Here is a 25,107-nt window from a genome sequence, read left to right on the forward strand (position 1 = left end):
GCGCGGCACCGCACAGTCACGCGTCGACTCACTCAATCGTGTGAGGAATGCCGGACATTGGTCGTTCCGGTCCGTGGTTCGGACACCATCGTGCTGGTCGCAGGGGGATCGCAGGGGGGAGGGGGAGAGACAGCAGCACGGACGGGGCCGACGGACGCCCCGTAGGCCGGAGGGACCATCCGCATGACCGGAGACGAGGCATCTCGCACACGCGTCACGGGCACCGGCCTCGGCGAACCGGACGGCGCGCGCGCCTTGGAGGCGGCGAACGCGGCAGGGCCCGCGAAGGCCGTGAGGACCGCAGCGCACGCCGAAGCGGTGAAGGCTCCGGGGCCCGTGAAGTCTCCGCGGCTCGCGACGGCGGACGGGAAACCCTCGTCGTCCGGCGCCCGGACGGCACGCAGGGCGATGGCCTTCGCGGTGCCGGCCGTATGGGCAACGGGCGTGCTGGTGTGGGAACTTCTGCTGCCGGTGGACACGCACTGCGTCGCGCTGCTGGCCGCGACGCCCGCGCTGGCGTGCGCCGGCACCGGAGCGCGGACCGGGGTGTGGCTCGGGGGCGTCTGTGCGTTTCTCGCGCTCTACCCGCTGGGTTCGGTGCCCGCCTACGAGCAGATCGGCGGCAGGGCCGGCATGTCCGGGGCCATCGTCTGCGTCGCCATGGCCAGTTGCTACTCGGCGCGGCGGCGTGCGCGGCTCATCGACGAGCTGGCCCGTACCCGCGAGGTGGCGACCGCCGCGCAGCAGGCGCTGATACGTCCACTGCCGGCGCGCATCGGCGGCTTCGGCGTGGCCGCGGGATATCTCTCGGCGACGCGCGGCGCCGCGGTCGGCGGAGACCTGTACGACGCGGTGGAGACCGCGCACGGCGTGCGCATCGTGATCGGTGACGTACGGGGCCACGGGCTCGGCGCCGTGAGCACAGTCGCGGCGGTGCTCGGCGGCTTCCGCGAGGCCGCGCACGACGAACCGCGGCTGGAGCGCGTGCCGCACCGGCTGGAGCTGGCGCTGGACCGGCACTTGGCGGCCCGCCACTCCCCGCCGGCCGTACCGCCGGAGCCCGGCGGCCGGGCCCGGCCCGCCGAAGAGGAGCCCGTGGACGAGGAGTTCGTGACGGTGCTGCTGCTGGAGGTGCACGAGGACGGCACGGTGCGCGCCGTCAACTGCGGCCACCCCTGGCCGTACCGGCTGACGGCCGGTCACGCGGGCGGCTGCCGCAGCGAGCCGGTGTGCAGCGAAGAACCCCTGCCGCCCCTCGGCATGGTGCCGCTGCCGCCGGACGGGCCGGAGCCCCGCCAACTCGCCCTGCCGCCGGGGGAGGTGCTGTTCCTCTACACCGACGGGGCAGAGGACGCCCGTGACGCCGAGGGCGCCTTCTTTCCGCTCCCCGAGGCGCTCGCCGCGGCCGTGGCCGGTGCCCGGGGCCGTAAGGGCCGCCGGGCGACGGCGGGCGCCGCCGACCCGCTCGCCCCGGAGGGCATCGTGGACTCGCTGCGGCGCTGCCTGCTGCGGCACGCGAACGGACGGCTGCCCGACGACGTCGCGCTGCTGGCCTTGCGCAACGACCGCTGCCGGGTGCACGGGCAGAGACGCGAGCCGCAGCCGGAACAGGCGTACTTCGACGAGCAGTTGGCGTGCTCCTGCCCGTGACCGGCCCGCTGCGTCAGCTATACGCGTAGAAGCCCGCGCCCGCCTTACGGCCGAGGCGTCCCGCGTCCACCATCCGCTGGAGCAGCGGCGGAGCGGCGTACAGGGGCTCCTTGAACTCCGAGTACATCGAGTCGGCGACCGAGGCGACGGTGTCGAGGCCGATGAGGTCCGCGAGCTTGAGCGGTCCCATCGGGTGCGCGCAGCCCAGCTCCATGCCGTTGTCGATGTCCTCGCGGCTCGCGATCCCCGACTCGAACATCCTGACCGCGGAGAGCAGATACGGGATCAGCAGCGCGTTGACGACGAACCCGGAGCGGTCCTGGGCGCGGATCGTGTGCTTGCCGAGGATGCCGGAGACGGCGGCCTCCGCGCGCTTGATGGTCTCGTCCCCGGTGGTCAGCGCGGGAATGATCTCGACGAGCCGCTGCACCGGAGCCGGGTTGAAGAAGTGGATGCCGATGACCTGGTCGGGGCGTGACGTCGCGACCGCGAGCTTCACCAGCGGGATCGAGGAGGTGTTGGACGCGAGAACGGCGTCGGGCCGGGTGACGACCTGGTCGAGCACCTGGAAGATCTCCGTCTTCACCTGCTCGTTCTCGATCACGGCCTCGATGACCAGATCGCGGTCGGCGAAGTCGCCCAGGTCCGTCGTGAAGGCGAGCCGGCCGAGCGTGGAGTCCCGCTCGTTCTCGGTGATCTTTCCGCGTTCCGCGGCCTTGCCGAGGGAGTTGGCCAGCCGTGTGCGGCCCAGTTCCAGCGCCTCGCCGGTGGTCTCGGCGACCATGACGTCCAGTCCGGCCCGTGCACACACCTCGGCGATCCCCGAGCCCATCTGGCCGCAGCCCACCACGCCGACCCGTTCGATGTCCGTCACCTCGTGCCTTTCGCTGATCCTTGGGTCCCAGGCGCGACGGGCGTGACGACCCCGGAAGGAACGGCCCGCAGCGGAACGGCCCCGGAGGAACAGCCCTGTTCCTCCCCACTCGGAGTGCGTACGGGGGTGCTCCCACGCCGCCCATGACGTTACCCCCGACGGCTCCCGCCACGCGGGCCGGGGCCGAAAGCCCGTCCGGGGTCTTGTACGGGCGCCCCGGACGCGGCAGCATCGGCGGATTGGTCTCCACCACTGTGCCGGCCAGGAGACCCCCACCGCCACGGCGATGGGCGACCATGAAGCCGGCGACCACGAAGGGGGAAGGGGACGACGATGCGGCGCATCACACGCAGAAGCTTCGCGGCGGGTTCGGCGGGCGCGCTGACGGGGGTGGCCGGTTCGTCGAACCTCGACGCCGCCGCGCAGGAGCGGCAGCGCGCCGGGGACCGCCCGGGCCCGGAACACGGCCCCGCCCGCCACGGCGAGACGCGCGGCATGTGGATCGCGACCGTCGACAACCGCGACTGGCCCAGCGCTGCGGGCCTGACCCCGCGGGAGCAGCAGGCCGAGCTGCTCGCGCACCTCGACACCGCGAAGCGCCGCCGCCTCAACACCGTCTGGTTCCAGGCCAGACCGACCGCGGACGCACTGTGGCCCTCTCCGTACGAGCCCTGGTCGGAGTGGCTGACGGGCGAACAGGGCAAGGCCCCGGGCTGGGACCCTCTCGCGTTCGTCGTCCGCGAGGCGCACCGGCGCGACCTGGCGGTGGAGGCGTGGTTCAACCCGTACCGCATCGCGATCCACGACGACCCCGGGCGGCTCGTGCCCTCGCATCCGGCCCGCCGCCACCCGGAGTGGGCGGTGACCTACGGCGGCAAGCTCTACTACAACCCGGGGCTGCCGCAGGTCCGCCGATTCGTGCAGGACGCGATGCTCGACGCCGTCCGGCGCTACGACATCGACGGGGTCCACTGGGACGACTACTTCTACCCGTACCCGGTCGAGGGCGAGACCTTCGACGACGACGCCGCGTACGAGGAGTACGGCAAGGGCTTCCCGGACCGGGCGGCCTGGCGCCGCAACAACATCGACCTGCTCGTCGCGGAGGCCGCGCGCCGCGTCCGCCTCGTCAAGCCCGGACTGCCCTTCGGGATCAGCCCGTTCGGCGTGTGGCGCAACAAGGCGAGCGACCCGGCGGGCTCGGACAGCGCCGCGCAGGTGCAGACGTACGACGACCTGCACGCGGACACGCGTAAGTGGGTGCGCGAGGGCCTGCTCGACTACGTCGTGCCGCAGCTGTACTGGCACATGGGCTTCGAGGACGCGGACTACGCGAAGCTCGCGCCGTGGTGGGCCGAGACCGTACGCGGCACGCGCACGCGACTGTGCATCGGGGAAGCGCTCTACAAGGCGGGCGACCCGGCACAGCCCTCGCCGTGGCAGGACCCGGCCGAGCTCTCACGGCACCTCACGTACTGCCGGTCACTGCCGGAGGTGCGGGGGCACGCGTTCTTCTCGGCGAAGGAGGTCTCCGAGGACGTGATCGGAGCGATGGACCGTGTGGTCGCGGACCACTATCCGCGGGGGCGCGGGGGCCGAACTGCCCGGTGACCGCCGGCTGTTGAGGCCGGCGGCAGCGACGGCAGCGACGGCCGGCAGGGCCGTACGCGGCGGGGCCGGGAATACGGGAGCACAGAACTCCCCGTGACCGGCCCCGCTCCGCACCGGCCCGGGTCAGGCGTTGCGCTTGGTCTTCTTGCGTTCCTGCACGACGGAGTCGGGTCCTGGCGACATGACGGCCTCGTGTCCGTCGTCGAAGCGGACCCGGAACGGCGGTTCGCCGTCCGTGCCCAGCACCTCGACGATCTCCGCCTCGCGGTCGTGTTCTCCCACGACCCGGCCGTGCACCAGCAGACGGTCGCCCGTGTTCGCTCGCATCAGGAGAACCCTCCTGTTCACAGGGGATGCACCGGATAATCCGTACAGTCCGTGGTGTGCTGTGCGTACCGATTTAAGTCTAAGCCGGATGGGCGCACGGTGCCTCGTCCGTGCGGCGGCTCCGCGGCCGGGGACGGGGCCGAGGACGGGCCGGAGACGGGGCAGGGCGGGGCGCCCTGCCTGCCCGCCGGACACCTCCTGTGAACGGGCGCTCGGCAGGGCATGCAGCATGCCCCGCATCCACCGGGGTACCTGCCACGCCCGAGCAGGGAGGAGCGGAGCCATGAGCACACTGCTGGACGGGCTGCCCGCCGAGCACCGCGCCCGGCTCCGCGATGCGCCGCCGGGCGCGGACCTGGCCGCCGGCCCGATGCTGGCCACGCTCAGCGACAGGCGGGACTTCCAGGGCGGCAGGTGGATCTTCGAGCGGAAGCTCGACGGTGTACGGGTGCTCGCCGTCCGTGAATCCGGCCGGACCAGGCTTCTCTCCCGTACGGGCAAGCCGCTGAACAACACCTATCCCGAGATCGCGGACGCACTGGAGGAGCAGGACTGCTCCGATTTCACCGTCGACGGCGAGGTCGTCGCGTTCGCCGCGGGCCGCACGGACTTCGCGCGGCTCCAGCAGCGCATGCAGCTGACCGACCCGCGCCAGGCGCGCGCCAGCGGCGTCGCCGTCACCTTCTACCTCTTCGACCTGCTGCGGCTGGACGGGCAGGACGTACGGGCGCTCCCGCTGCGCACCCGCAAGTCGCTGCTGCGCGGCGCTCTGCGCTTCCACGGTCCGCTGCGCTTCACCACGCACCGCAACCAGGGCGGGCAGCATCTGCTGGACGAGGCGTGCCGGCGCGGCTGGGAGGGGCTGATCGCCAAGGTCGCCGACGGGCGGTACGTGACTCGCCGGTCGCCGGACTGGCTGAAGCTCAAGTGCGCCGAGGGGCAGGAGTTCGTCGTCGGCGGCTTCACCGAACCTGCCGGGAGCAGAGTGGGATTCGGCGCGCTGCTGCTGGGTTACTACGAGCGCGGCCGCCTGCGGTACGCGGGCAAGGCCGGCACCGGCTACAACCAGGCCACGCTGCTCGACCTGCGGCGCAGGCTGGACGAACTGGCCGTGCCGCGCTCGCCGTTCGCCGATCCCGTGCGGGAGAAGGGCGCGCACTGGGCTTCGCCGGAGCTCGTCGCGGAGATCGCCTTCACGGAGTGGACGCGCGACGGGAGGCTGCGCCACCCCCGCTTCCTCGGACTGCGCGCGGACAAGAAGCCCTCGGACGTGGTCCGCGAACGCCCGCAGTGACGGCCCGCTCCTCCGCCGCTTCGGCAGCCCGGTGTGCCCGGGCTCAGTCTTCAGGGCTTGCGGTCCGTGCTGCCGGTGTGTGTGCCTTGGGGCCCGAAGTGCCGGAGTGTGCCTCGGAGTTGCGCCGGGCGCGCATCCCGGCCCTCCGTTTGCCTGGCCCGCTCCGCGCGACTCGGCCCTCAGCGTTTGCGGCCCGTGCCGCCAGAGCGTGCCGGGCGACCCGAAGTGCCGGATTGCGCCTCGGAGTTGTGCCGTGCGCGCTTCTCGGCCTCCTCCGCTTTTCCGGCCCGCTCCTCCGCCGCTTCGGCGGCCCGGTGAGCTTCCCGTTCGGCGCGCACCGCTTCCCGCTCGCGCTGGCGTGCCGACTTGCGGGCCTCCTCCGCCTCCCGCAACTCCCCGCGCAGCCGCTCGACTTGCTCCTCCGCGTCCTCGTGCTCCGAGCGGGCCGCGCTCGCCTCCTCGGAGGCCGCGTCCGCTTCGCTCCGGCGGTCGCGTGCCTCGGCCGCGGCCTCACGGGCGGCCTGCCGCGCCTCCCGCAGGGCCTCCCGCGCCTGCCGGGCCTCCTGGGCTTGACGGGCCGCGGCGCCCTCGCCGGACTCCCCAGCCGCCCGCGTTCCCTGTGCGACCTGCCCGGGCCGCTTCCGCCCGCGTACGTCCGCGCCCTTCCCGGCCTTGGCGGCAGCGGCCCGCTTGCGCGGCTGCGTGCCGCCCCGGCGTGCCCCCGCCGGAGCCGCGGCCGCCTCGCGCGCCGCCGCGTCGAAGCCCCCGGTGCCCGTCAGCGGCCGCGACAGCCGTCCCTGCGCCCACTCCCGCCCGGCATCGGGGTCCGCGAGTACGGCGTGGAGCGTCTGTGCCACCTCCTGCTGCACCTGCGGGCCGAGGGACGTACCCGCCGCGGCGGCGAGCTGCTCCGCCTGCCTCGTCAGCGCGCTCACCAGCTGGTGCTGCCGGTGCGAGAGCGCACGGAGCTCCTCACCGTCCAGATTCCGGTGCGCGCCCCGCAGCTCCTCCCCGAGCCGCAGCAGCGGCGCGACCTGCTCGCCCTGCTCCCGCACCAGCAGGTTGCTCGCCCACGCGGCCATGGTCGGCCGGCGCAGATCGCGGATCCGCGCGGCGAGTTCACGCTGCCCGCCCGCCCGCGCCTCCCGGGCGCGCTCGTCGCGCGCCGCGGTGAACTCCTGCGGCCGCAGCCCGTACAGCTCGTCCGCCACCTCGTCCAGCTCCACGACCGCACTCTCCCGTGCCCGCTGTCTCCGCCGTGTGTCTCCGCTATTGACCGCGATGACCGCTTGGTGACGTGCGCTTTCATTGCACCTCTCCCGTGTGGAAGTGTCCACCGGAAGATCGCTCGCGACAGGACTGAGAATGACGAAGGTCCTATCGAAGACCGGCCCTGATCGCTCTACGATCGCCGAATGGCCCTTCGCCTCACCCTGCTGGCATCCAGCCGCAGCTCGTCCGTACTCGATGTGCGGTTCGGGGACAGCCGTTCCCTCGACGCGGCGGGATGGCACGAAGTCCAGCGGGCCGGCCCGTCCCTGTCCCACCTGGCCGCCGCCGAACTTCGGTACTGCTCGCCGTCCGTGCGCTGCCGGGAGACCGCCCTGTCGCTGGGGCTCTCCCCGGTGGCGCAGCCGGCGCTGCGCGACTGCGACATGGGCCGCTGGAGCGGCTACACCCTGAGGGAGGTCGCCGCCCGGGAACCGCAGGCCGTCCAGGGCTGGCTCGCCGACCCGCGCTCCGCGCCGCACGGCGGCGAGTCCCTGGTGACCTTCATCCAGCGCATCGGAGGCTGGCTCGACACCCGGCCGGTCGGCGACGGCAGCTGGATCGTCGCGGTGACCGAGCCCGGCGTGATGCGCGCCGCGCTCTGTTACGTGCTGAAGGCGCCCCCGCAGGCGTACTGGCACGTCGACGCCCAGCCGCTCGCCGTCATCACGCTGACGGGACGGGCGGGGGAGTGGAGCCTGAACCTGGAGAACTGACGGGCCACGCCGGGGCCCCGTGGCCCGGAGCGAGGACCGGCGGCGAGTCCGCGTCGGGCGGCGGCGGAAAACCGGCGAAGGGCAGCTCGACGTCCTCGGTGCACGCCGTCTCCCCGCACTCGCAGGCGAACCGGAGTACCGCCGCCGGATCGGGCCGCGGAGCCCAGGGACGGGCGAAGAACTGCTCGTACTGCGAGACGAGAGCGCGGTTGCCGTACCGCAGCAGCGCGCGGCGCCCGGCGGCGGTCCGCGCGACCGGTCCTTCGGCGAGGGCGCCGGCGAAGGACATCTCCACCGCGGCGACGGTCTCCTCGATGCCGCGCGTGCCGTCGTCGAGCAGCGTCGGCGCGCGGTGCTCGTCCACCTGCGTCCCGATCTCCGTCAGCAGCGACCGGTACAGGCGGTACGCGCCGTCCCGCGGCGTCAGGCCGCGCTCCAGGAGCCGCGCCCGCTGCACGTCGTGCGTGGGCAGCAGCCACAGCGCGCGGTCGCGGCCCTCCTCGCCGGTGCGGGCGTGGAGGCCGGCCGCGAGGGGTGTGACGGGCGTCCCTTCCGCGATCGTCAACGGGTGGGCGGGGAGCGCCCGTACGTCGTCGGCGATCATCGCTCCCCGCTCGTGATGCAGGGACATCGCCAGCAGCTCGGCGGGCGGCCCCTGCCAGCGCTGGGCGCGGGGTGTCGCCTCCCAGCGGACGGCGGCCCCGTGGCCCGCCGCCACCGCCCGGGCGCGGTGCTCCCAGGTGTGGGCGTCCGCGCTGTACCACCGCAGTCCGTGCCGGCGCGCGAGCAGGCGCGCCACGGTCGTCTTCCCCGCTCCCGGCGGCCCGCCCAGCCACAGCACCCTCGGCCCCGCGCCCATGAGCTTCCCCTCCCCGACCGCAACGCCTCCCTGACCGCAGCGTCGTGCGGTCCGCCACCGTAGCCCGTACGCAGCGGGGAAAACCGGTACGGTCCGGCCGCCGCACTGCGACACGATGAGCGGACGAGACCGCCGCCGCAGGAGGACGCGATGACCGCGGACGAAGAGGACGACGAAGAGAAGACCCCCCATCTCCGACGGGTCCTGCGCGAGGCCTCCGCGCCCGGGCTCATGCGGGCGCTGACCGAGCGCCTGCCGCTGCCGGACCTCCAGACGCTGCTCCTCGCGGTCTTCCGCAGGCGCGCCTCCGGCGTCACGCCGTCCCGGCTCCTGGGCCAGTACGAGCGCAACCGCTTCGTCCGCCCTTCCTCCCTGGATCCGGTGGATCTCGCGCGTGCGGAACTCGTGCTGCATCAGACGGTCGCGCGGCACGGCTTCACCGGGCTGACGCTGTCGCCGCTCTGCCCGCTGGGCACCAACTCGGCGGTGGCGACCGTCGATCAGCACAAGGTCGTGAGCACCGTCCGCAACACGGAGGTCGTCGCGGACGCCACCAACGCGCTGGCCCTGGAGTGCGCCGTACGGCGGCGGCAGCTGATGCGGCGGGACGTCCGCTCGCGCATCCCGGTCCGCCTGGCGGCCGTGCACCGGGTCGTGCGTGCCCAGGTCTTCGACGGACCGGGCATGACCGCCCACTTCACGCTAATGGGCATGTGCACGGCCGGCCGGGACGAGGGGTCCTTCCGCTTCGAGAGCGCGGCGATGGCCGAGCACATCGCCGCCCACCTCGACGTCCTCGGACGGCTCGTGGACGTGGGGCCGCGGTCCTGGCACGTGCACGCCTCGGTCACCGACCTGACGGGCGGGCGGCACCGCGCCGCCCTGCGGGAGCGCGTTCTCGACCGGATCCCGGCGGAACACCCCGGCGTGACGGCCGACTTCGACGACCACCGCACCCGTGGCCGGGGCTACTACACCGGCGCCTGCTTCGAACTCCGCCTGACCTCGCCCTCCGGGCAGACGCTGAGCATCGCCGACGGCGGCGTGACCCGGTGGACCGCGGCCCTCCTGGCGAACGCGAAGGAACGCCTGATGGTCAGCGGCCTCGGCGTCGAGCTGCTGCTGCGCGCCCGTACGGAGGCCGTGGCCGGGGCGGCCCCGGAGGCGGCCTCGAAGATTCCCGGAAAGATCCGGGCCGGGATGTCGAATCCGGCGCCTCCCGTTCGACGCACAGGTGAGAGGCGGGGAGAAGAGCCCCGCCCCGGCCGAGGAGTCACCATGCCGCGCTTTCTGACGCTGATCCGCATCGACGAGCAGAACCTTCCCGCCGAGGACCCGGGGCCCGAGTTCCAGGAGCGCATGAACGCTCTGCTGGAGGAGATCACCAAGGCCGGAGTCATGCTGGACACGGCCGGGCTCCTCCCGACCTCCCAGGCCACGCGGATCACCTGGTCCGGCGGGAAGCTGAACTACACCGACGGCCCGTTCACCGAGACCAAGGAGGTCGTCGGCGGCTACTCCCTCATCCAGGCCAAGGACAAGGCCGAGGCCATGGAGTGGGCCAGGCGGTTCCTCGAGATCCACCCCGCCGGGTGGGAGGTCACCGCCGAGGTCCGGGAGATCGAGGAGGGCTGAACCGGCCGGGCTTGTCCCGCCCGAGTGCGGCTGCTGTGATGGGTGGCCGTGACAGCAGGAAACGTGACAGAGACGGTCGAAGCGGCATTCAGGATCGAATCGCCCCGCATCATCGCCGCTGTCACTCGCATCGTGCGGGACGTGGGCATCGCCGAGGAACTCGCGCAGGACGCCCTGGTCGCCGCGCTGGAGCAGTGGCCGGAGTCGGGTGTCCCGGACAGACCGGGCGCCTGGCTCACGGCCGCCGCCAAGCACCGCGCGATCGACCTCGTACGGCGCAAGGAGACGTACGCGCGCAAGCTCGCGGAGGTCGGCCGGGCGCTGGAGGACGCCTCACGAGCCCCCGGAGGGGAGGGCTCCTGGCCGGGGCAGGCCGACTACGGGTCCGAAGACGTCATCGACGACGACCTGCTGCGGCTGATCTTCACCGCCTGCCACCCCGTCCTGCCCACGCACGCCCGCATCGCGCTCACGCTGCGGCTGCTGGGCGGGCTGACGACTCCGGAGATCGCCCGGGCCTTCCTGACCTCGGAGCAGACCGTGGCGCAGCGGATCGTCCGCGCGAAGCGCTCGCTCGCCAAGGCGCAGGTCGCCTTCGAGGTCCCCACCGGGCCGGACCGGGAGGCCCGCCTCTCCTCCGTGCTCGAAGTGATCTACCTGATCTTCAACGAGGGTTACTCCGCGACCTCCGGCGACGACTGGGTGCGCCCCGCCCTGTGCGAGGAAGCGCTGCGCCTGGTCCGCGTCCTGCAAGGCCTCATGCCCGACGAGGCGGAGGTGCACGGGCTGGCCGCCCTCCTGGAGTTCCAGGCCTCGCGCATCGCCGCACGCACGGGTCCCGGCGGCGAGCCGGTGCTGCTCGCCGACCAGAACCGCGCGAGGTGGAACAGGATGCTCATGCGGCGCGGCGTGCGGGCCCTGTACGGCGCGGGCCGCGGCCCGTACTCCCTCCAGGCCGCGATCGCCGCCTGCCATGCGCAGGCGATCCGCTACGAGGACACCGACTGGAGGACGATCGCGCTGCTGTACGGGCGGCTGGCGGCCCTCACGCCCTCCCCGGTGATCGAACTGAACCGCGCGGTCGCGGTGTCCATGGCCCAGGGGCCCGCCGCCGGGCTGGAGATCGTGGACGTCCTCACCGACGAACCGGCCCTGAAGGACTACCACTTGCTGCCGAGCGTCCGCGGCGACCTTCTGGAGCGCCTCGGGCGTACGGACGAGGCCCGCGCCGAGTTCGAACGGGCGGCGTCGCTGACCCGCAACACCCGGGAGCGGGAGCTGCTGTTGGCCCGCGCCGCGCGCACCGCCTCCGCATGACGTGACCGCCCCGGAGTCAGCCGGGCCGAACGTGCCGGCTGAGCGCAGATCAGGCTCCGACTCGCAAGCTGCGGGGCGTCGTTGAGGCTCCGCCTCAGGGCAGGGCGAGTACGCAGAACTCGTGCCCTTCCGGGTCGGCGAGGCACGTCCACGGGACGTCGCCCTGGCCGAGGTCGAGGTCGGTGGCGCCCAGCGCCCGCAGCCGGGCCACCTCCGCGGCCTTGTCGTCACCGGGGTACGGCAGCAGGTCAAGGTGGACGCGGCCGGGCACGCTCTTCGCGCCGGGGGTGCGGAGGAACTCGAGATACGGGCCGGTCCCCTTAGCGGAGCGCAGCACCGCATGATCGTCGGTCACCTCGTGCGGGGTCCAGTCCGTCGCCTCACCCCAGAACCGGGCCATGGCCCGCGGATCCGCGCAGTCGACCACCACCGCGGCGATCGGCCCGGTGTCCCGGTAGACCTCCCGGGGCTCCAGCACGCAGAACTCGTTGCCTTCCGGGTCGGCGAGGACCGTCCACGGCACGTCGCCCTGGCCCACGTCGGCGGGCGTCGCACCGAGAGCCCGCAGGCGCGCGACCGATTCCGCCTGATGCGCCGCGGAGGTGGTGGCGAGATCGAGGTGCGCACGGTTCTTCGTCGTCGTCTTGGGTTCCGGGACGGCGACGACGTCGACGCCGACGGCGACCGGGTCCGGCCAGACGAAGTCGCCGGAGGGCCCGGCGTAGGAGGTCACGCCGGGCACCCCGGCGGAGATCCTCCAGCCGAGCGCCTCCGCCCAGAACCGGCCGACCTTCGGGACATCGAGAGCCTTGATGTTCACCTGAACAGGACGCAGGGCCATGCCGGCGATCGTATGCGCCCGCTCGCCGACGGCACTCGGCCGTCAAAAACCGACTTTGCATAAAGCTGCTGCGATACGTATAGTCATGCTGTCGACGAGGAGGGATCGATGACAGTACGAGCAGCGGTCGCGGGGGCGAGCGGATACGCGGGCGGGGAGATCCTGCGTCTGCTGGCCGCGCACCCCGAGGCCGAGGTCGGAGCGGTCACCGGCAACTCCAACGCGGGCAGCCGGCTCGGCGCGCTCCAGCCGCATCTGACTCCGTACGCGGACCGGGTGCTGGAGGAGACCACGGTCGCCGTGCTCGCCGGCCACGACGTGGTCTTCCTCGCGCTGCCGCACGGGCAGTCCGCCGCCGTCGCGCGCGAGCTGGGAGAGGACGTGCTCGTCGTGGACTGCGGGGCGGACTTCCGCCTCTCCGACGCGAAGGCGTGGGAGCGCTTCTACGGCACACCGCACGCCGGCACCTGGCCCTACGGACTTCCCGAACTGCCCGGCGCCCGGGCCGCGCTGGCGGGTGCGAGGCGCATCGCGGTCCCGGGCTGCTACCCGACCGCCGTCTCCCTCGCGCTCGTCCCCGCGTACGCGGCGGGTCTGGCCGAGCCCGAGGCCGTCGTCGTCGCGGCGACCGGCACCTCGGGCGCGGGCAAGGCGCTGAAGCCGCATCTCCTCGGCAGCGAGGTGATGGGCTCGATGAGCCCGTACGGCGTCGGCGGCGTGCACCGGCACACACCGGAGATGGTGCAGAACCTCTCGGCGGCGGCCGGGGAGCGCGTCAGCGTCTCCTTCACGCCGACCCTCGCTCCCATGGCCCGCGGAATCCTCGCCACGTGCAGCGCCAGGGCGAGGCCCGGCATCGGGGCGGAGGAGCTGCGCTCCGTCTACGAAAAGGCGTACCAGGACGAGCAGTTCGTCACGCTGCTGCCGGAGGGGGAGTGGCCGTCCACCGGCTCCGTATACGGGTCGAACAGCGTCCGGATGCAGCTCGCCCTCGACGAGGACGCGGGCCGCGTCGTGGTCGTCAGCGCCGTCGACAACCTCACGAAGGGCACCGCGGGGGGCGCGGTGCAGAGCATGAACATCGCCCTCGGATATCCAGAGGCCCTCGGGCTGCCCGCCGTGGGGATCGCGCCGTGAGAGCCGGTGCGGGCCCGCGGACGCACGGCGGCGAAGCGAACGGAGAAGCAGAGTGAGCGTGACAGCGGCGAAGGGATTCACGGCTGCGGGCGTCGCTGCCGGGATCAAGGAGAGCGGCGGCCCCGACCTCGCGCTCGTCGTCAACAACGGCCCGCGCCGCGCGGCCGCGGGGGTCTTCACCGCGAACCGCGTCAAGGCCGCGCCGGTGCTCTGGTCGCAGCAGGTCCTCAAGGGCGGCTCGGTCTCGGCGGTCGTGCTCAACTCCGGCGGCGCCAACGCCTGTACGGGGACGGAGGGCTTCCAGGACACCCACGCCACCGCGGAGCGTGCGGCCGCCGCCCTCGGTCACAGCGCCGCCGAGGTGGCCGTCTGCTCGACGGGCCTGATCGGCACCAGGCTCCCGATGGACAGGCTGCTGCCCGGAGTCGACGCGGCGGCGGAGGAACTCTCCGAGTACGGAGGCGAGAAGGCCGCCCTGGCGATCAAGACGACCGACACGGTCCACAAGACGGCCGCCGTCCGCGGCTCGGGCGGCTGGACGGTCGGAGGCATGGCCAAGGGCGCGGGCATGCTCGCGCCCTCGCTGGCCACGATGCTGGTGGTGCTCACCACCGACGCCGACCTCGATTCCGCCGCGCTGGACGGTGCGCTGCGCGGCGCGAGCCGCACCACCTTCGACCGGATCGACTCCGACGGCTGTCTGTCCACCAACGACACGGTGCTGCTGCTCGCTTCCGGAGCCGCCGAAGCCGTCCCCGACCGCGGCGAGTTCGCCGAGGCCGTACGGGCCGTCTGCGACGACCTGGCACAGCAGCTGATCCGCGACGCCGAGGGCGCCTCGAAGGACATCCGTATCGAGGTCGTGAACGCGGCGAGCGAGGACGACGCCGTCGAAGTGGGCCGCTCCGTCGCACGCAACAACCTGCTCAAGTGCGCCGTGCACGGCGAGGACCCCAACTGGGGCCGCGTGCTCTCCGCGATCGGAACGACCGGCGCCGCCTTCGAGCCGGACCGCCTCAACGTGGCCGTCAACGGCGTGTGGGTGTGCCGGAACGGCTCCGTGGGCGAGGACCGCGCCAAGGTCGACATGCGCTACCGCGAGGTGCGCATCACGGCGGACCTCGCGGCCGGCGCCGAGCGCGCGGTGATCTGGACCAACGACCTGACGGCGGACTATGTCCATGAGAACAGCGCGTACAGCTCCTGACGTCCGTCGTCCAACGGGCCCCGGACGACGGCTGGTTGAACGATTCCCCGTGGACGTCCAGACGGGCAGCCACTCGATCGAGGGACGCACTCCGTGACACTCGGAAACCGCAGGCACACCGCGCTGCCCAAGGCGCAGACGCTCATCGAGGCGCTGCCATGGCTCACGCGGCACAACGGGAAGACCGTCGTCATCAAGTTCGGCGGCAACGCCATGGTGGACCAGGAGCTCAAGGCCGCCTTCGCCCAGGACGTCGTCTTCCTCCGCCAGGCCGGGCTGCGCCCCGTCGTCGTGCACGGCGGCGGTCCGCAGATCAGCGCCCAACTGACGCGTCTGGGGCTCGAGTCGGAGTTCAAGGCGGGGCTGCGCGTGACCACGCCCGAGACGATGGAGGTCGTACGGATGGTCCTCGCCGGCCAGGTCCAGCGCGAGCTGGTCAACCTGCTCAACCGGCACGGGCCGCTCGCCGTCGGCATGACCGGCGAGGACGCCCACATCATGGCGGCGACCAAGCGCTACGCCCAGATCGACGGCGAGGCCGTCGACATCGGCCGCGTCGGCGACATCGACAGCATCGAGACGGGGGCGATCCAGGCGCTGCTGGACGACGGCCGCGTCCCGGTCATCTCCTCGATCGCGCGCAGTGCCGACCCGTCCGACGGGATCGGAGACGGCGCCGAGGACGACGGCTGCGGCGTGTACAACGTCAACGCCGACACGGCCGCCGCGGCGCTGGCCGCCGCCCTCGGCGCCGAGACCCTGATGGTGCTCACCGACGTCGAGGGCCTGTACGCGGACTGGCCGGACAGCGACGAGGTCGTCAGCGAACTAACCGCCGCGGAGCTGGAGAAGCTGCTGCCGGACCTGGCCAGCGGCATGGTTCCCAAGATGGAGGGCTGCCTGCACGCCGTGCGCAACGGGGTGCGGACCGCACGCGTCCTGGACGGCCGCGTACCCCACTCGATCCTGCTGGAGATCTTCACCGACGAGGGCATCGGCACGATGGTCGTGCCGGACAAGCGCGAGGGAGAGCCCACGCCATGACCACCACGGACGAGACCACCGCAACAGAGGCCACGACCGCGTCCGCCGACCTCACCGGGCGCTGGCGGGCCGCGCTGGCCGACAACTACGGCACGCCGCGGATACCGCTGACCCACGGTCAGGGCGCCACCCTGTGGGACGCGCAGGGCAAGGCGTACACCGACTTCGTCGGCGGCATCGCCGTCAACGCGCTGGGCACCGCGCACGACGCGGTCGTGCGGGCGGTCTCCGACCAGATCGCCACGCTCGGCCACGTCTCGAACCTCTTCATCGCGGAGCCTCCCGTCGAACTGGCCGAGCGGCTCCTGGAGTTGGCGGGCCGGGACGGCCGCGTCTTCTTCTGCAACTCGGGCGCCGAGGCCGTCGAGGCCGCGGTCAAGGCCGGCCGCCGCACGGGCCGCACGCACATGGTCGCCACCGAGGGCGGCTTCCACGGCCGCACCATGGGCGCGCTCGCGCTGACCGGACAGCCCGCCAAGCAGGCGCCGTTCGAGCCGCTGCCCGGCGATGTGACGCATGTGCCCTATGGCGACGCGGACGCGCTGCGCGCAGCCGTCACCACGGACACCGCGCTGGTCATCGTCGAGCCGGTGCAGGGGGAGAACGGCGTCGTCGTACCGCCCGAGGGCTACCTCGCGGCCGCTCGGGACATCACCCATGCGACCGGGACGCTCCTCGTCGTCGACGAGATCCAGACAGGTATCGGGCGTACCGGCCACTGGTTCGCCTGTCAGGCCCAGGGTGTCGAACCGGACGTCATCACCCTCGCGAAGGGCCTCGGCGGCGGTCTTCCGCTCGGCGCGACCATGTTCTTCGGCGAGGCGGCGGGGCTGCTGACGCCCGGTCAGCATGGCTCCACCTTCGGCGGCAACCCCGTCGCGTGCGCGGCGGCGCTCGCGGTGCTGCGGACCCTCGCCGAGGAGGAACTGCCAGCGCGCGCCGGATGGCTGGGAGGGCGGTTGCGTGACGGAATCTGGTCGCTCGGACATCCGCTCGTCGAGCAGGTCCGCGGCGCGGGACTGCTGCTGGGTATCGTGCTCACCGAGCCCGTCGCACCCGATGTGCAACAAGCGGCTCAGGACGCGGGGTTCCTGGTCAACGCGGTTGCGCCGGATGTCGTACGGCTCGCACCGCCGCTGATCGTCACCGAGGACGAGGTGGACGCTCTCGTCCGGGCCCTCCCCGCGATCCTGGACGCCGTGGACGGCGGGCAGACGAGCCGATGAGCCGAAGGGGACCGCGTCGATGACCGAGGGGTACGCGCACGAGCGTGAGCCGGGAAGCGGTGAGCCGGGAAGCGGTTACGGGGGCCAGGCCGTACCGCAGACCCGCACGGCCCGGCACCGCAGGATCGTCGACATCCTCAACCGGCAACCTGTGCGCTCCCAGAGCCAGCTCGCCAAGCTCCTCGCCGACGACGGCCTCTCCGTCACGCAGGCCACGCTCTCCCGCGACCTGGACGAGCTGGGCGCGGTGAAGATCCGCAACACAGGCGGCGAGCTGATCTACGCCGTGCCCAGCGAGGGCGGCGACCGCACGCCGAAGGCCCCGCTGGGCGAGTCGGCGACCGAGGCGCGCATGGCCCGCCTCGCGGGCGAACTCCTCATCTCCGCCGAGGCGTCGGCCAATCTGGTGGTCCTGCGCACACCGCCGGGAGCCGCGCAGTTCCTCGCCTCTGCCATCGACCAGGCGGGCGTCCACGACATCATCGGCACGATCGCCGGAGACGACACGCTCCTGCTCATCAGCCGCGACCCCGACGGCGGGCAGGCCCTCGCGGAGCATCTGCTGAACCTGGCCCAGAAGGAGCACCAGGACCGGCGGGCGTGACCGTGCGGGCCTCGGGCCCCTGTCCCACCCTTGAGGCATGACACACAAGATCCATGTGAGGGTACGGCGCGTATACGAGGCCGCGAGCCCCCGGGAGGACGGGCTGCGGGTGCTCGTGGACAGGGTGTGGCCGCGCGGAATGAAGAAGGAGGACGCCCGGCTGGACGAGTGGGCCAAGCAGATCGCCCCCTCGACCGAGCTGCGCAAGTGGTACTCCCACGATCCCGAGCGCTTCCGCGAGTTCGCCGAGCGCTACCGCGCCGAGCTCGCGGAACCCGAGGCGCGCGAGGCGCTGGACCGGCTCCGTGAGCGGGTGGACGGGCGGACGGTGACGCTGCTGACGTCCGTGAAGGAGGAGCAGCTGGGCCGCAGCCACGCGGAGGTGCTCCGCGAGGAGCTCGGCGGCGGCTGACGTCCCCTGCTCCATATGCCGCAGCCGTCACGGCACCTTGCAGGCCGCTGACCAGTCACGTTGACGAAGCATACGGTCCAGTGCATACTTATGCCCATCAGCGTATGCACTGTAAGGAGAACCCCGTGACTGAGCGCGTCGTACTCGCCTACTCCGGCGGCCTTGACACCTCCGTCTGCATCGGCTGGATCGCCGAGGAGACCGGGGCCGAGGTCGTCGCCGTCGCCGTCGATGTCGGCCAGGGAGGCGAGGATCTGGACGTCATCCGCAAGCGTGCCCTCGCCTGCGGTGCCGTCGAGGCCGAAGTGGCGGACGCCAAGGAGGAGTTCGCCGACGAGTACTGCCTCCCGGCGATCAAGGCCAACGCGCTCTACATGGACCGCTATCCGCTCGTCTCCGCCCTCTCCCGGCCCACCATCGTCAAGCACCTGGTGGACGCCGCGCACAAGCACGGCGCCTCGACGGTCGCCCACGGCTGCACCGGCAAGGGCAACGACCAGGTGCGGTTCGAGGCCGGCATCTCATCCCTCGCCCCCGACCTGAAGTGCATCGCCCCCGTGCGGGACTACGCGATGACCCGGGACAAGGCGATCGCCTTCTGCGAGGAGAAGGGCCTGCCGATCGCGACGAGCAAGAAGTCGCCGTACTCGATCGACCAGAACGTCTTCGGCCGGGCCGTCGAGACCGGCTTCCTGGAGGACATCTGGAACGCGCCGATCGAGGACGTCTACGAGTACACCGAGAACCCGGCCACCCCGCGCGAGGCCGACGAGGTCGTCGTCACGTTCGAGAAGGGCGTCCCCGTCGCGCTCGACGGCAAGCCCGTGAGCGTCCTCCAGGCCGTCCAGCAGCTCAACGACCGGGCGGGCGCCCAGGGCGTCGGCCGGATCGACATGGTCGAGGACCGGCTGGTGGGCATCAAGTCCCGCGAGGTGTACGAGTCTCCGGGCGGCATCGCGCTCATCACCGCCCACCAGGAGCTGGAGAACGTCACCGTCGAGCGTGAACTGGCCCGGTACAAGCGGCAGGTCGAGCAGCGGTGGGCCGAACTCGTCTACGACGGCCTGTGGTTCTCCCCGCTCAAGCGGGCCCTGGACGGTTTCATCGACGAGGCCAACGAGCACGTCAGCGGCGACATCCGGATGACCCTGCACGGCGGCCGGGCCGTCGTCACCGGCCGGCGCTCGCAGCAGTCGCTCTACGACTTCAACCTCGCGACGTACGACAGCGGCGACACCTTCGACCAGTCGATGTCCAAGGGCTTCATCGAGCTGTTCGGGATGTCCAGCAAGATCGCCGCGAAGCGGGACCTGGCCCAGTAGTCTCTCTTGCCCCGCGCTTGGGTGGTCCGCGCGATGGCGCGGGGCAGGCAGGCGCGGCGGCCGCCGGGTCGCCTCCGGCAACGATTCCGCACTCCGTAACCCCCCGTACATCCGCCCCAGGAGCACCGCATTGAGCACCGACGACGTCCGCCTCTGGGGCGGCCGCTTCGCCGACGGACCGTCCGAGGCGCTGGAGAAGCTCTCGGCTTCCGTGCACTTCGACTGGCGGCTCGCGCCGTACGACATCGCCGGCTCCCGCGCCCACGCCCGCGTACTGCACAAGGCGGGGCTGCTCACCGCCGACGAGCTGCGGAAGATGACCGAGGGGCTGGACCGGCTCGAACGTGACGTCGCCGACGGCTCGTTCACCGGCACCATCGCCGACGAGGACGTCCACACCGCCCTGGAACGCGGCCTGCTGGAACGGCTCGGGCCCGACCTGGGCGGCAAGCTGCGCGCGGGGCGCTCACGCAACGACCAGGTCGCCACGCTCTTCCGCATGTACCTGCGCGACCACGCCCGCATCCTCGGCGGGCTCCTCGCCGACCTCCAGGAGGCGCTCGTCGGCCTCGCCGAGGCCCACCCCGACGTGGCGATGCCCGGCCGCACCCACCTCCAGCACGCCCAGCCCGTGCTCTTCGCCCACCACGTGCTCGCTCATGCCCAGGCCCTCTCGCGGGACGCGGAGCGGCTGCGCCAGTGGGACGCGCGCACCGCCGTCTCCCCGTACGGCTCCGGCGCGCTCGCCGGATCGTCGCTCGGGCTGGACCCGCAGGCCGTCGCCGCCGACCTCGGCTTCGAGCACGGCTCGGCGGCCAATTCGATCGACGGGACGGCCTCCCGGGACTTCGTCGCCGAGTTCGCCTTCATCACGGCCATGACCGGCGTCGACGTCTCGAAGATCGCGGAGGAGATCATCCTCTGGAACACCAAGGAGTTCTCCTTCGTCACGCTGCACGACGCCTTCTCCACCGGCTCGTCGATCATGCCGCAGAAGAAGAACCCGGACATCGCCGAGCTGGCGCGGGGCAAGTCCGGCCGCCTGATCGGCAACCTCACGGGGCTGCTCGCGACGCTGAAGGCCCTGCCGCTCGCGTACAACCGCGACCTCCAGGAGGACAAGGAGCCCGTCTTCGACTCCTGCGACCAGCTGGAGATGCTGCTTCCGGCCTTCACGGGCATGCTCGCGACCCTGACCGTGCACCGCGAACGCCTGGAGGAGCTCGCGCCCGCCGGCTTCTCGCTGGCCACGGACATCGCGGAGTGGCTCGTGCGCGAGGGCGTCCCGTTCCGGGTGGCGCACGAGGTCGCGGGGGAGTGCGTGAAGGTCTGCGAGCGCGAGGGCATCGAGCTGGACGAGCTCACGGACGAGCAGTTCGCCGCGATCTCCCCGCACCTCGGCCCTCGGGTCCGGGAGGTGCTGACCGTCCCGGGCGCCCTGGCGTCGCGCGACGCCCGCGGCGGCACCGCGCCCTCCGCGGTGGCGGTCCAGCTCGCGGAGGTACGGGACGATCTCGCCGCGCAGCGCGAATGGGCCGCTGACCTGCACTGACGGCACCGCACGCGTAGCCGCCGCGCGGGAGGGCACCCGGGCGTCTCCCGATATGAAGCGAGGCGAGACGCGATGATCGGATCTGTGCGTCACCGGCCGGAGCAGACCAACCACCACACCGTCGCCGAGCTGACCAAGCAGGCCTCCGAGCAGCTCAGCGACGTGGTGCGCAGCGAGATGCGTCTGGCGCAGGCCGAGATGAAGGAGAAGGGCAAGCGCGCCGGCTTCGGCGGCGGCATGTTCGGCGGGGCCGCGATCATGGGGCTGCTGGCGCTGTGGTCGCTGGTCTTCGCGGCGATAGCGGGCATAGCCGTGGCCCTGCCCGTATGGGCCTCGGCCCTGATCGTCGCCGGCGGGCTGCTGCTGGTGGCCGGTGTGCTGGCGCTGACGGGCAAGCACGAGATCGGCACCGCCGTACCGCCGAAACCCGAGAAGACCATCGACAGCGTCAAGGCGGATGTCGATGCGATCAGGGAAGGAGCCCACCGATGACGCGCAGGTCCGGCACCGCAGCCGACAGCCGGCAGCTGCGGGCGGAGGTGGAGCAGGCCCGCGAGCAGCTCGCGGAGACGGTCGCCGAGCTCGCGGACAAGGCGGACGTCAAGGCGCACGCGCGGGAGATGGCCGCGCAGGCCAAGTCCAAGGCCCTGTTCGAGGCGAACGAGGCCAAGGTCAGGATGCAGCACACGGTGGAGAAGGCCGCGAACGGCAGCTTCACCAGGCCCGGCCCGGCCATGGCGGTCGTGGGCGGCACCGGCGCCGCCGCGCTGGCGGCGTATCTGCTCCTGCACCGGCAGCACGGGAAGAACCGGCGGCACTGGATGTGCGGGAAGCACGGCATGCACATGCACGGCATGCACATCCACGGGAAGCACGGGAAGAGGTGACCGGCGTGGTCAAGCTGCTCTACAAGCCCTTCGCGATCCTCTTCGGGCTGCTCGGCGGGATGATCGCCAGCGCGCTCTTCAGCAAGGTCTGGAAGGCGGTCGCGCACGAGGACGACGTGCCGGACGCCTCCGACGAGGCGCGCGCGTGGAAGGAGATCCTTCCCGCCGTGGCCCTCAAGGGCGCCATCGCCGGTGTGATCAAGGCCGTCATCCACCGTGGCGGCGCGACCGGGGTGCGCGGGCTGACCGGCACCTGGCCCGCCTAGGTCAGCTGAGGGCACGCAGGCACAGACACACAGACAGAGTTACGGACACGGAGCGCCGGGGACCGCTCACGACGGCCCCGGCGCTCCGCTCTGCCGGGGTGCTCTGCTCTGCCGGGCTGCTCTGCCCGAAGGCGATTCGGCTCCGGGCCGGGGCCGTCAGGCGGCCTTCGCCTTCGTCGCGTAGACGTCGACGTACTCCTGGCCGGACAGGCGCATGACCTCGCTCATCACCTCGTCCGTCACCGCACGCAGTACGTAGCGGTCGCGGTCCATGCCCTCGTAGCGGCTGAAGTCGAGCGGCTCCCCGAACCGCACGGCGATGCGCTTGCCCGGCGCCGGACGCGGCAGGCCCTTGCCGCCGGGCTGGATCGCGTCCGTCCCGATCATCGCGAAGGGCACCACGGGGGCGCCGGTCATCAGCGCGAGGCGGGCGATCCCGGTGCGGCCGCGGTAGAGGCGACCGTCGGGGGAGCGGGTGCCCTCCGGGTAGATGCCGAAGATCCTGCCCTCCTCCAGCACCCGGCGGCCCGTCATCAGCGCCGCGACGCCGCCCCGTCCGCCGTCGCGGTCGACCGGGATCATGCCGACACCGGTGAAGAACCACGCCATCAGGCGGCCCTTGAGGCTACGGCCCGTCACGTACTCGTCCTTGCCGATGAAGAACACCTGACGGTGGGTCACCAGCGGCAGCACCATCGAGTCGATGAAGGTGAGATGGTTCCCGGCGAGAATCACCGGACCAGAGCCGGGAATGCGCTCCGCCCCTTCCACCTGCGGGCGCAACAGCGCCCGCAGCAGCGGGCCGAGAAGTGCCTTGATCAGACGGAAACGGGACAACGGTTCCTCCGGTCGGTGACGGCTGCGCGCGGACCCGCGCAGGTGAGGACGATACTTGCCGCCTTCGGCGGCCCGCACACCGGGGTCACCGGACCGATACGCGGAGTTGACACGGAATACCGTCTCTTCACCGCCCGCCGGTGGTCATGCCGGAGTGCTTCCGAGTGTCATCTGGCCCGTGTTTCCCGCCTGTTCGGCCTTAAGCCTCCCTCCCGTACGCGAGGCCGACCTACGATCAGCCAGTCGTCCGCCCGGAACACGGCGTTCAGGCGGACGGAACAGAAGTGAGACGAGCTGAGGAGAGCCCATGGGACAGGAGCAGCAGCCGGGTCGGAGACTCGTGCTCGGAGCGGCCGTACTGGGCGCCGCAGGCGCGGCCACGGTCGGCACGGGCGGGAGCGCGCTCGCGGAGGAGAAGAGCGGGGGACGCGGGACGGACCGGAACGGCGGAAAGCTGCCCGTACCCGCCGTCATCGCTCACCGCGGTGCCAGCGGGTACCGCCCGGAGCACACCTTCGGCTCCTACCAACTCGCCTTCGACATGGGCGCGGACGTGATCGAGCAGGACCTCGTGCCCACCAAGGACGGGCACCTCGTCTGCCGCCACGAGAACGACATCACCGCGACCACGAACGTCGCCGACCACCCGGAGTTCGCCGGCCGCAAGACGACCAAGAAGGTCGACGGCAAGGACCTCACGGGCTGGTTCACCGAGGACTTCACCCTCGCCGAACTGCGCACCCTGCGCGCCAAGGAGCGCATCCCGCAGAACCGCCAGCGCAACACGCTCTACGACGGCCGCTGGGAGGTGCCGCTCTTCGAGGACGTCCTCAAGTGGGCCCGGAAACAGGGCGAGCGGCGCGGCCGCCCCGTATGGCTGCACATCGAGACCAAGCACCCCACGTACTTCCGCAAGCTCGGTCTGGAGCTGGAGCCGCGGCTGGCGGCGCTGCTGCGCAAGTACGGGCGCCACCGCGCGGACTCGCCCAACTTCGTGCAGTCCTTCGAGCCGAGCAGCATCCAGAAGCTGAAGAAGCTGGTGGACTGCCCCGGCGTGTGCCTCCTGGACGCGGCCTCGACGCGGCCCTGGGACTTCGTCGAGGCGGGCGATCCGCGGACCGTGGCCGACCTGGTCAAGCCCGAGGGCCTGAAGTGGATGGCGCGCTTCGCCGACGGCATCGGGCCGCTCGTGGACCTCGTCATCCCGAAGAAGTCCGACGGCAGCCTCGGTGAGCCGACGACGCTGGTGAGGGACGCGCACGCGGAGGGGCTGATCCTGCACCCGTACACGATGCGCAACGAGAACACGTTCCTGCCTACCGAGTTCCGGCGGGGCTCCGACCCCAACGCCTACGGGGACGCCTTCGGCGCCTTCAGCGCGTACTTCCGTACGGGCATCGACGGCATCTTCTCCGACAACGCCGACACGGCGCTGCTCGCGGCGGAGGACTTCCGCGCGGGCTGAGCAGGCGGGCCCGGCGGCCCGGGCCGGTGTGACGGACGGCGGCGGCGTCACCCGCAGGGGTGGCTTCGCCGCCGTCCGGCAACCGGGGCCCGCCGCCCGGGCGTTGCGACGGGCATGGACCACCGCACTGACCGTTACGGCGCGGGCGCACCCGCCGCGCCGCCGCCCGGCCCGCTGCGCCGCCTCGTCGCCGCGGAGTGCGACGCGGAGGCGGCCGCGGCCGGTACGGACCCGGAGGAACTCCAGCAGGCCGTGTGGCTGCGCTGGCTGGAGGCCCGCGGCAGAGAGCCGGCGCGGGGGACACGGAGCCGCCCCGCCGTCAGTGCCGCGGGCGACGCGCTCGGTGCCGCCGGACCGTCGCCTCGCTGGCTGCGCGGCGCCGTACGGGCGGAGGCACGCAGGGCCCGCCGCCGCAGCAGCCGGGAGATCCCGCTGCCGGACGGCGGCCTCGCGGGCACCGGGGGCGCCGACGTCACCGTCCTCGCCGCCGAGCAGCGGCGCCTTCTCGGGGCGGCGGTCGCCAGGCTTCCCGAGCCGTGCCCGGCGCTGATGCGCGCACTCTTCTCCGGAAGGGACCTCACCTACCCGGAGATCGCAGGTGAGTTGGGAATGTCACAGGGGAGCGTGGGCCCGGTTCGTTCCCGATGTCTGGGTTGCCTGCGCAGAATGCTCACGGCGTCGGATTGCGGCACGTGAACTTGGGGGAATGCTGCGGGAAGCAATCGGCGTCACCAGGGCAGACAATCCGGGCAGGG

Annotated in this window: 25 protein-coding genes; 19 read left to right on the top strand and 6 right to left on the bottom strand. The window is 72.3% G+C overall.

Annotated elements, in window-relative coordinates:
• Positions 1 to 183: 183 nt before the first annotated feature.
• Complete coding sequence (locus tag QQM67_RS09850; RefSeq protein WP_314173303.1) at positions 184 to 1,650, top strand: PP2C family protein-serine/threonine phosphatase; 1,467 nt, start codon at positions 184 to 186, stop codon at positions 1,648 to 1,650.
• Positions 1,651 to 1,663: 13 nt separating this feature from the next.
• Here QQM67_RS09850 and QQM67_RS09855 read toward each other — a convergent pair whose 3' ends face one another.
• Entirely contained in the window at positions 1,664 to 2,524 is an 861-nt protein-coding gene (locus QQM67_RS09855) for a 3-hydroxybutyryl-CoA dehydrogenase (RefSeq protein WP_314173304.1), read from the bottom strand.
• Positions 2,525 to 2,857: 333 nt separating this feature from the next.
• On the opposite strand from QQM67_RS09855, the gene QQM67_RS09860 reads away from it, so the two are divergent.
• The gene (locus QQM67_RS09860) at positions 2,858 to 4,135 is read left to right on the top strand and encodes a glycoside hydrolase family 10 protein (protein WP_314173305.1); all 1,278 of its coding nucleotides are present in this window, start codon (positions 2,858 to 2,860) and stop codon (positions 4,133 to 4,135) included.
• A gap of 123 nt (positions 4,136 to 4,258) precedes the next feature.
• On the opposite strand, the gene QQM67_RS09865 is transcribed toward QQM67_RS09860, so the two are convergent.
• A complete protein-coding gene (locus tag QQM67_RS09865) occupies positions 4,259 to 4,462 on the bottom strand; it encodes a DUF1918 domain-containing protein (protein WP_314173306.1) in 204 nt (67 codons plus the stop codon).
• Between the two features lie 283 nt (positions 4,463 to 4,745).
• On the opposite strand from QQM67_RS09865, the gene ligD reads away from it, so the two are divergent.
• Complete coding sequence (ligD, locus tag QQM67_RS09870) at positions 4,746 to 5,756, top strand: non-homologous end-joining DNA ligase (protein ID WP_314173307.1); 1,011 nt, start codon at positions 4,746 to 4,748, stop codon at positions 5,754 to 5,756.
• A gap of 179 nt (positions 5,757 to 5,935) precedes the next feature.
• On the opposite strand, the gene QQM67_RS09875 is transcribed toward ligD, so the two are convergent.
• Positions 5,936 to 6,982, bottom strand: coding sequence for a hypothetical protein (locus QQM67_RS09875; protein ID WP_314173308.1), 1,047 nt, complete (start codon positions 6,980 to 6,982; stop codon positions 5,936 to 5,938).
• 189 nt (positions 6,983 to 7,171) lie between these two features.
• Between QQM67_RS09875 and QQM67_RS09880 the strand changes: the two genes are divergently transcribed.
• Entirely contained in the window at positions 7,172 to 7,741 is a 570-nt protein-coding gene (locus QQM67_RS09880; RefSeq protein ID WP_314173309.1) for a histidine phosphatase family protein, read from the top strand.
• Here QQM67_RS09880 and QQM67_RS09885 read toward each other — a convergent pair.
• Positions 7,692 to 8,600, bottom strand: coding sequence for a P-loop NTPase family protein (locus QQM67_RS09885; RefSeq protein ID WP_314173310.1), 909 nt, complete (start codon positions 8,598 to 8,600; stop codon positions 7,692 to 7,694). The genes QQM67_RS09880 and QQM67_RS09885 overlap by 50 nt on opposite strands.
• Before the next feature lie 1,278 nt (positions 8,601 to 9,878).
• Here QQM67_RS09885 and QQM67_RS09890 point away from each other — a divergent pair.
• Positions 9,879 to 10,235: a YciI family protein gene (locus tag QQM67_RS09890; RefSeq protein WP_314173753.1), complete on the top strand. Its 357-nt coding sequence runs from the start codon at positions 9,879 to 9,881 to the stop codon at positions 10,233 to 10,235.
• A gap of 63 nt (positions 10,236 to 10,298) precedes the next feature.
• Positions 10,299 to 11,552 (top strand): RNA polymerase sigma factor, encoded by a 1,254-nt coding sequence (locus QQM67_RS09895; RefSeq protein ID WP_314173311.1) that lies wholly within the window; start codon positions 10,299 to 10,301, stop codon positions 11,550 to 11,552.
• A 94-nt stretch (positions 11,553 to 11,646) separates the two neighbouring features.
• On the opposite strand, the gene QQM67_RS09900 is transcribed toward QQM67_RS09895, so the two are convergent.
• Positions 11,647 to 12,393, bottom strand: a complete 747-nt coding sequence (locus tag QQM67_RS09900; protein ID WP_314173312.1) for a VOC family protein — start codon at positions 12,391 to 12,393, stop codon at positions 11,647 to 11,649.
• Positions 12,394 to 12,501: 108 nt separating this feature from the next.
• Here QQM67_RS09900 and argC point away from each other — a divergent pair, with 108 nt between their 5' ends.
• The 11 genes from argC to QQM67_RS09955 all read left to right on the top strand — a co-directional run bounded on the left by argC (position 12,502) and on the right by QQM67_RS09955 (position 22,050).
• On the top strand, positions 12,502 to 13,530 hold the full coding sequence (argC, locus tag QQM67_RS09905; RefSeq protein ID WP_314173313.1) for an N-acetyl-gamma-glutamyl-phosphate reductase: 1,029 nt from the start codon (positions 12,502 to 12,504) through the stop codon (positions 13,528 to 13,530).
• A 52-nt stretch (positions 13,531 to 13,582) separates the two neighbouring features.
• Positions 13,583 to 14,737 carry a bifunctional glutamate N-acetyltransferase/amino-acid acetyltransferase ArgJ gene (gene argJ / locus QQM67_RS09910; RefSeq protein ID WP_314173314.1) on the top strand — a complete coding sequence of 385 codons (1,155 nt, stop codon included), beginning with the start codon at positions 13,583 to 13,585 and terminating at the stop codon, positions 14,735 to 14,737.
• A 93-nt stretch (positions 14,738 to 14,830) separates the two neighbouring features.
• Entirely contained in the window at positions 14,831 to 15,781 is a 951-nt protein-coding gene (argB, locus tag QQM67_RS09915) for an acetylglutamate kinase (protein ID WP_314173315.1), read from the top strand.
• The gene (locus QQM67_RS09920; protein WP_314173316.1) at positions 15,778 to 17,007 is read left to right on the top strand and encodes an acetylornithine transaminase; all 1,230 of its coding nucleotides are present in this window, start codon (positions 15,778 to 15,780) and stop codon (positions 17,005 to 17,007) included. The genes argB and QQM67_RS09920 overlap by 4 nt, the downstream gene beginning before the upstream one ends.
• A 19-nt stretch (positions 17,008 to 17,026) precedes the next feature.
• Entirely contained in the window at positions 17,027 to 17,611 is a 585-nt protein-coding gene (locus QQM67_RS09925) for an arginine repressor (protein ID WP_314173318.1), read from the top strand.
• A gap of 37 nt (positions 17,612 to 17,648) precedes the next feature.
• Positions 17,649 to 18,023, top strand: a complete 375-nt coding sequence (locus QQM67_RS09930; RefSeq protein WP_314173319.1) for a DUF488 domain-containing protein — start codon at positions 17,649 to 17,651, stop codon at positions 18,021 to 18,023.
• 125 nt (positions 18,024 to 18,148) lie between these two features.
• The gene (locus tag QQM67_RS09935; RefSeq protein WP_314173320.1) at positions 18,149 to 19,345 is read left to right on the top strand and encodes an argininosuccinate synthase; all 1,197 of its coding nucleotides are present in this window, start codon (positions 18,149 to 18,151) and stop codon (positions 19,343 to 19,345) included.
• 130 nt (positions 19,346 to 19,475) lie between these two features.
• Positions 19,476 to 20,897 (top strand): argininosuccinate lyase, encoded by a 1,422-nt coding sequence (gene argH / locus QQM67_RS09940; RefSeq protein ID WP_314173321.1) that lies wholly within the window; start codon positions 19,476 to 19,478, stop codon positions 20,895 to 20,897.
• 72 nt (positions 20,898 to 20,969) lie between these two features.
• Positions 20,970 to 21,389, top strand: a complete 420-nt coding sequence (locus QQM67_RS09945; RefSeq protein WP_314173322.1) for a phage holin family protein — start codon at positions 20,970 to 20,972, stop codon at positions 21,387 to 21,389.
• Complete coding sequence (locus tag QQM67_RS09950; RefSeq protein ID WP_314173323.1) at positions 21,386 to 21,784, top strand: DUF3618 domain-containing protein; 399 nt, start codon at positions 21,386 to 21,388, stop codon at positions 21,782 to 21,784. The genes QQM67_RS09945 and QQM67_RS09950 overlap by 4 nt, the downstream gene beginning before the upstream one ends.
• A 5-nt stretch (positions 21,785 to 21,789) precedes the next feature.
• Entirely contained in the window at positions 21,790 to 22,050 is a 261-nt protein-coding gene (locus tag QQM67_RS09955; protein ID WP_314173324.1) for a DUF4235 domain-containing protein, read from the top strand.
• Positions 22,051 to 22,206: 156 nt separating this feature from the next.
• On the opposite strand, the gene QQM67_RS09960 is transcribed toward QQM67_RS09955, so the two are convergent.
• A complete protein-coding gene (locus QQM67_RS09960; RefSeq protein ID WP_314173325.1) occupies positions 22,207 to 22,887 on the bottom strand; it encodes a lysophospholipid acyltransferase family protein in 681 nt (226 codons plus the stop codon).
• Between the two features lie 307 nt (positions 22,888 to 23,194).
• On the opposite strand from QQM67_RS09960, the gene QQM67_RS09965 reads away from it, so the two are divergent.
• The gene (locus QQM67_RS09965) at positions 23,195 to 24,352 is read left to right on the top strand and encodes a glycerophosphodiester phosphodiesterase (protein ID WP_314173326.1); all 1,158 of its coding nucleotides are present in this window, start codon (positions 23,195 to 23,197) and stop codon (positions 24,350 to 24,352) included.
• Positions 24,353 to 24,466: 114 nt separating this feature from the next.
• Positions 24,467 to 25,048, top strand: coding sequence for a sigma-70 RNA polymerase sigma factor region 4 domain-containing protein (locus QQM67_RS09970; protein ID WP_314173327.1), 582 nt, complete (start codon positions 24,467 to 24,469; stop codon positions 25,046 to 25,048).
• Positions 25,049 to 25,107 lie beyond the last annotated feature (59 nt).

Origin of the sequence: Streptomyces winkii (assembly GCF_032248595.1) — a bacterium.
GTDB classification, from domain to species: domain Bacteria; phylum Actinomycetota; class Actinomycetes; order Streptomycetales; family Streptomycetaceae; genus Streptomyces; species Streptomyces winkii.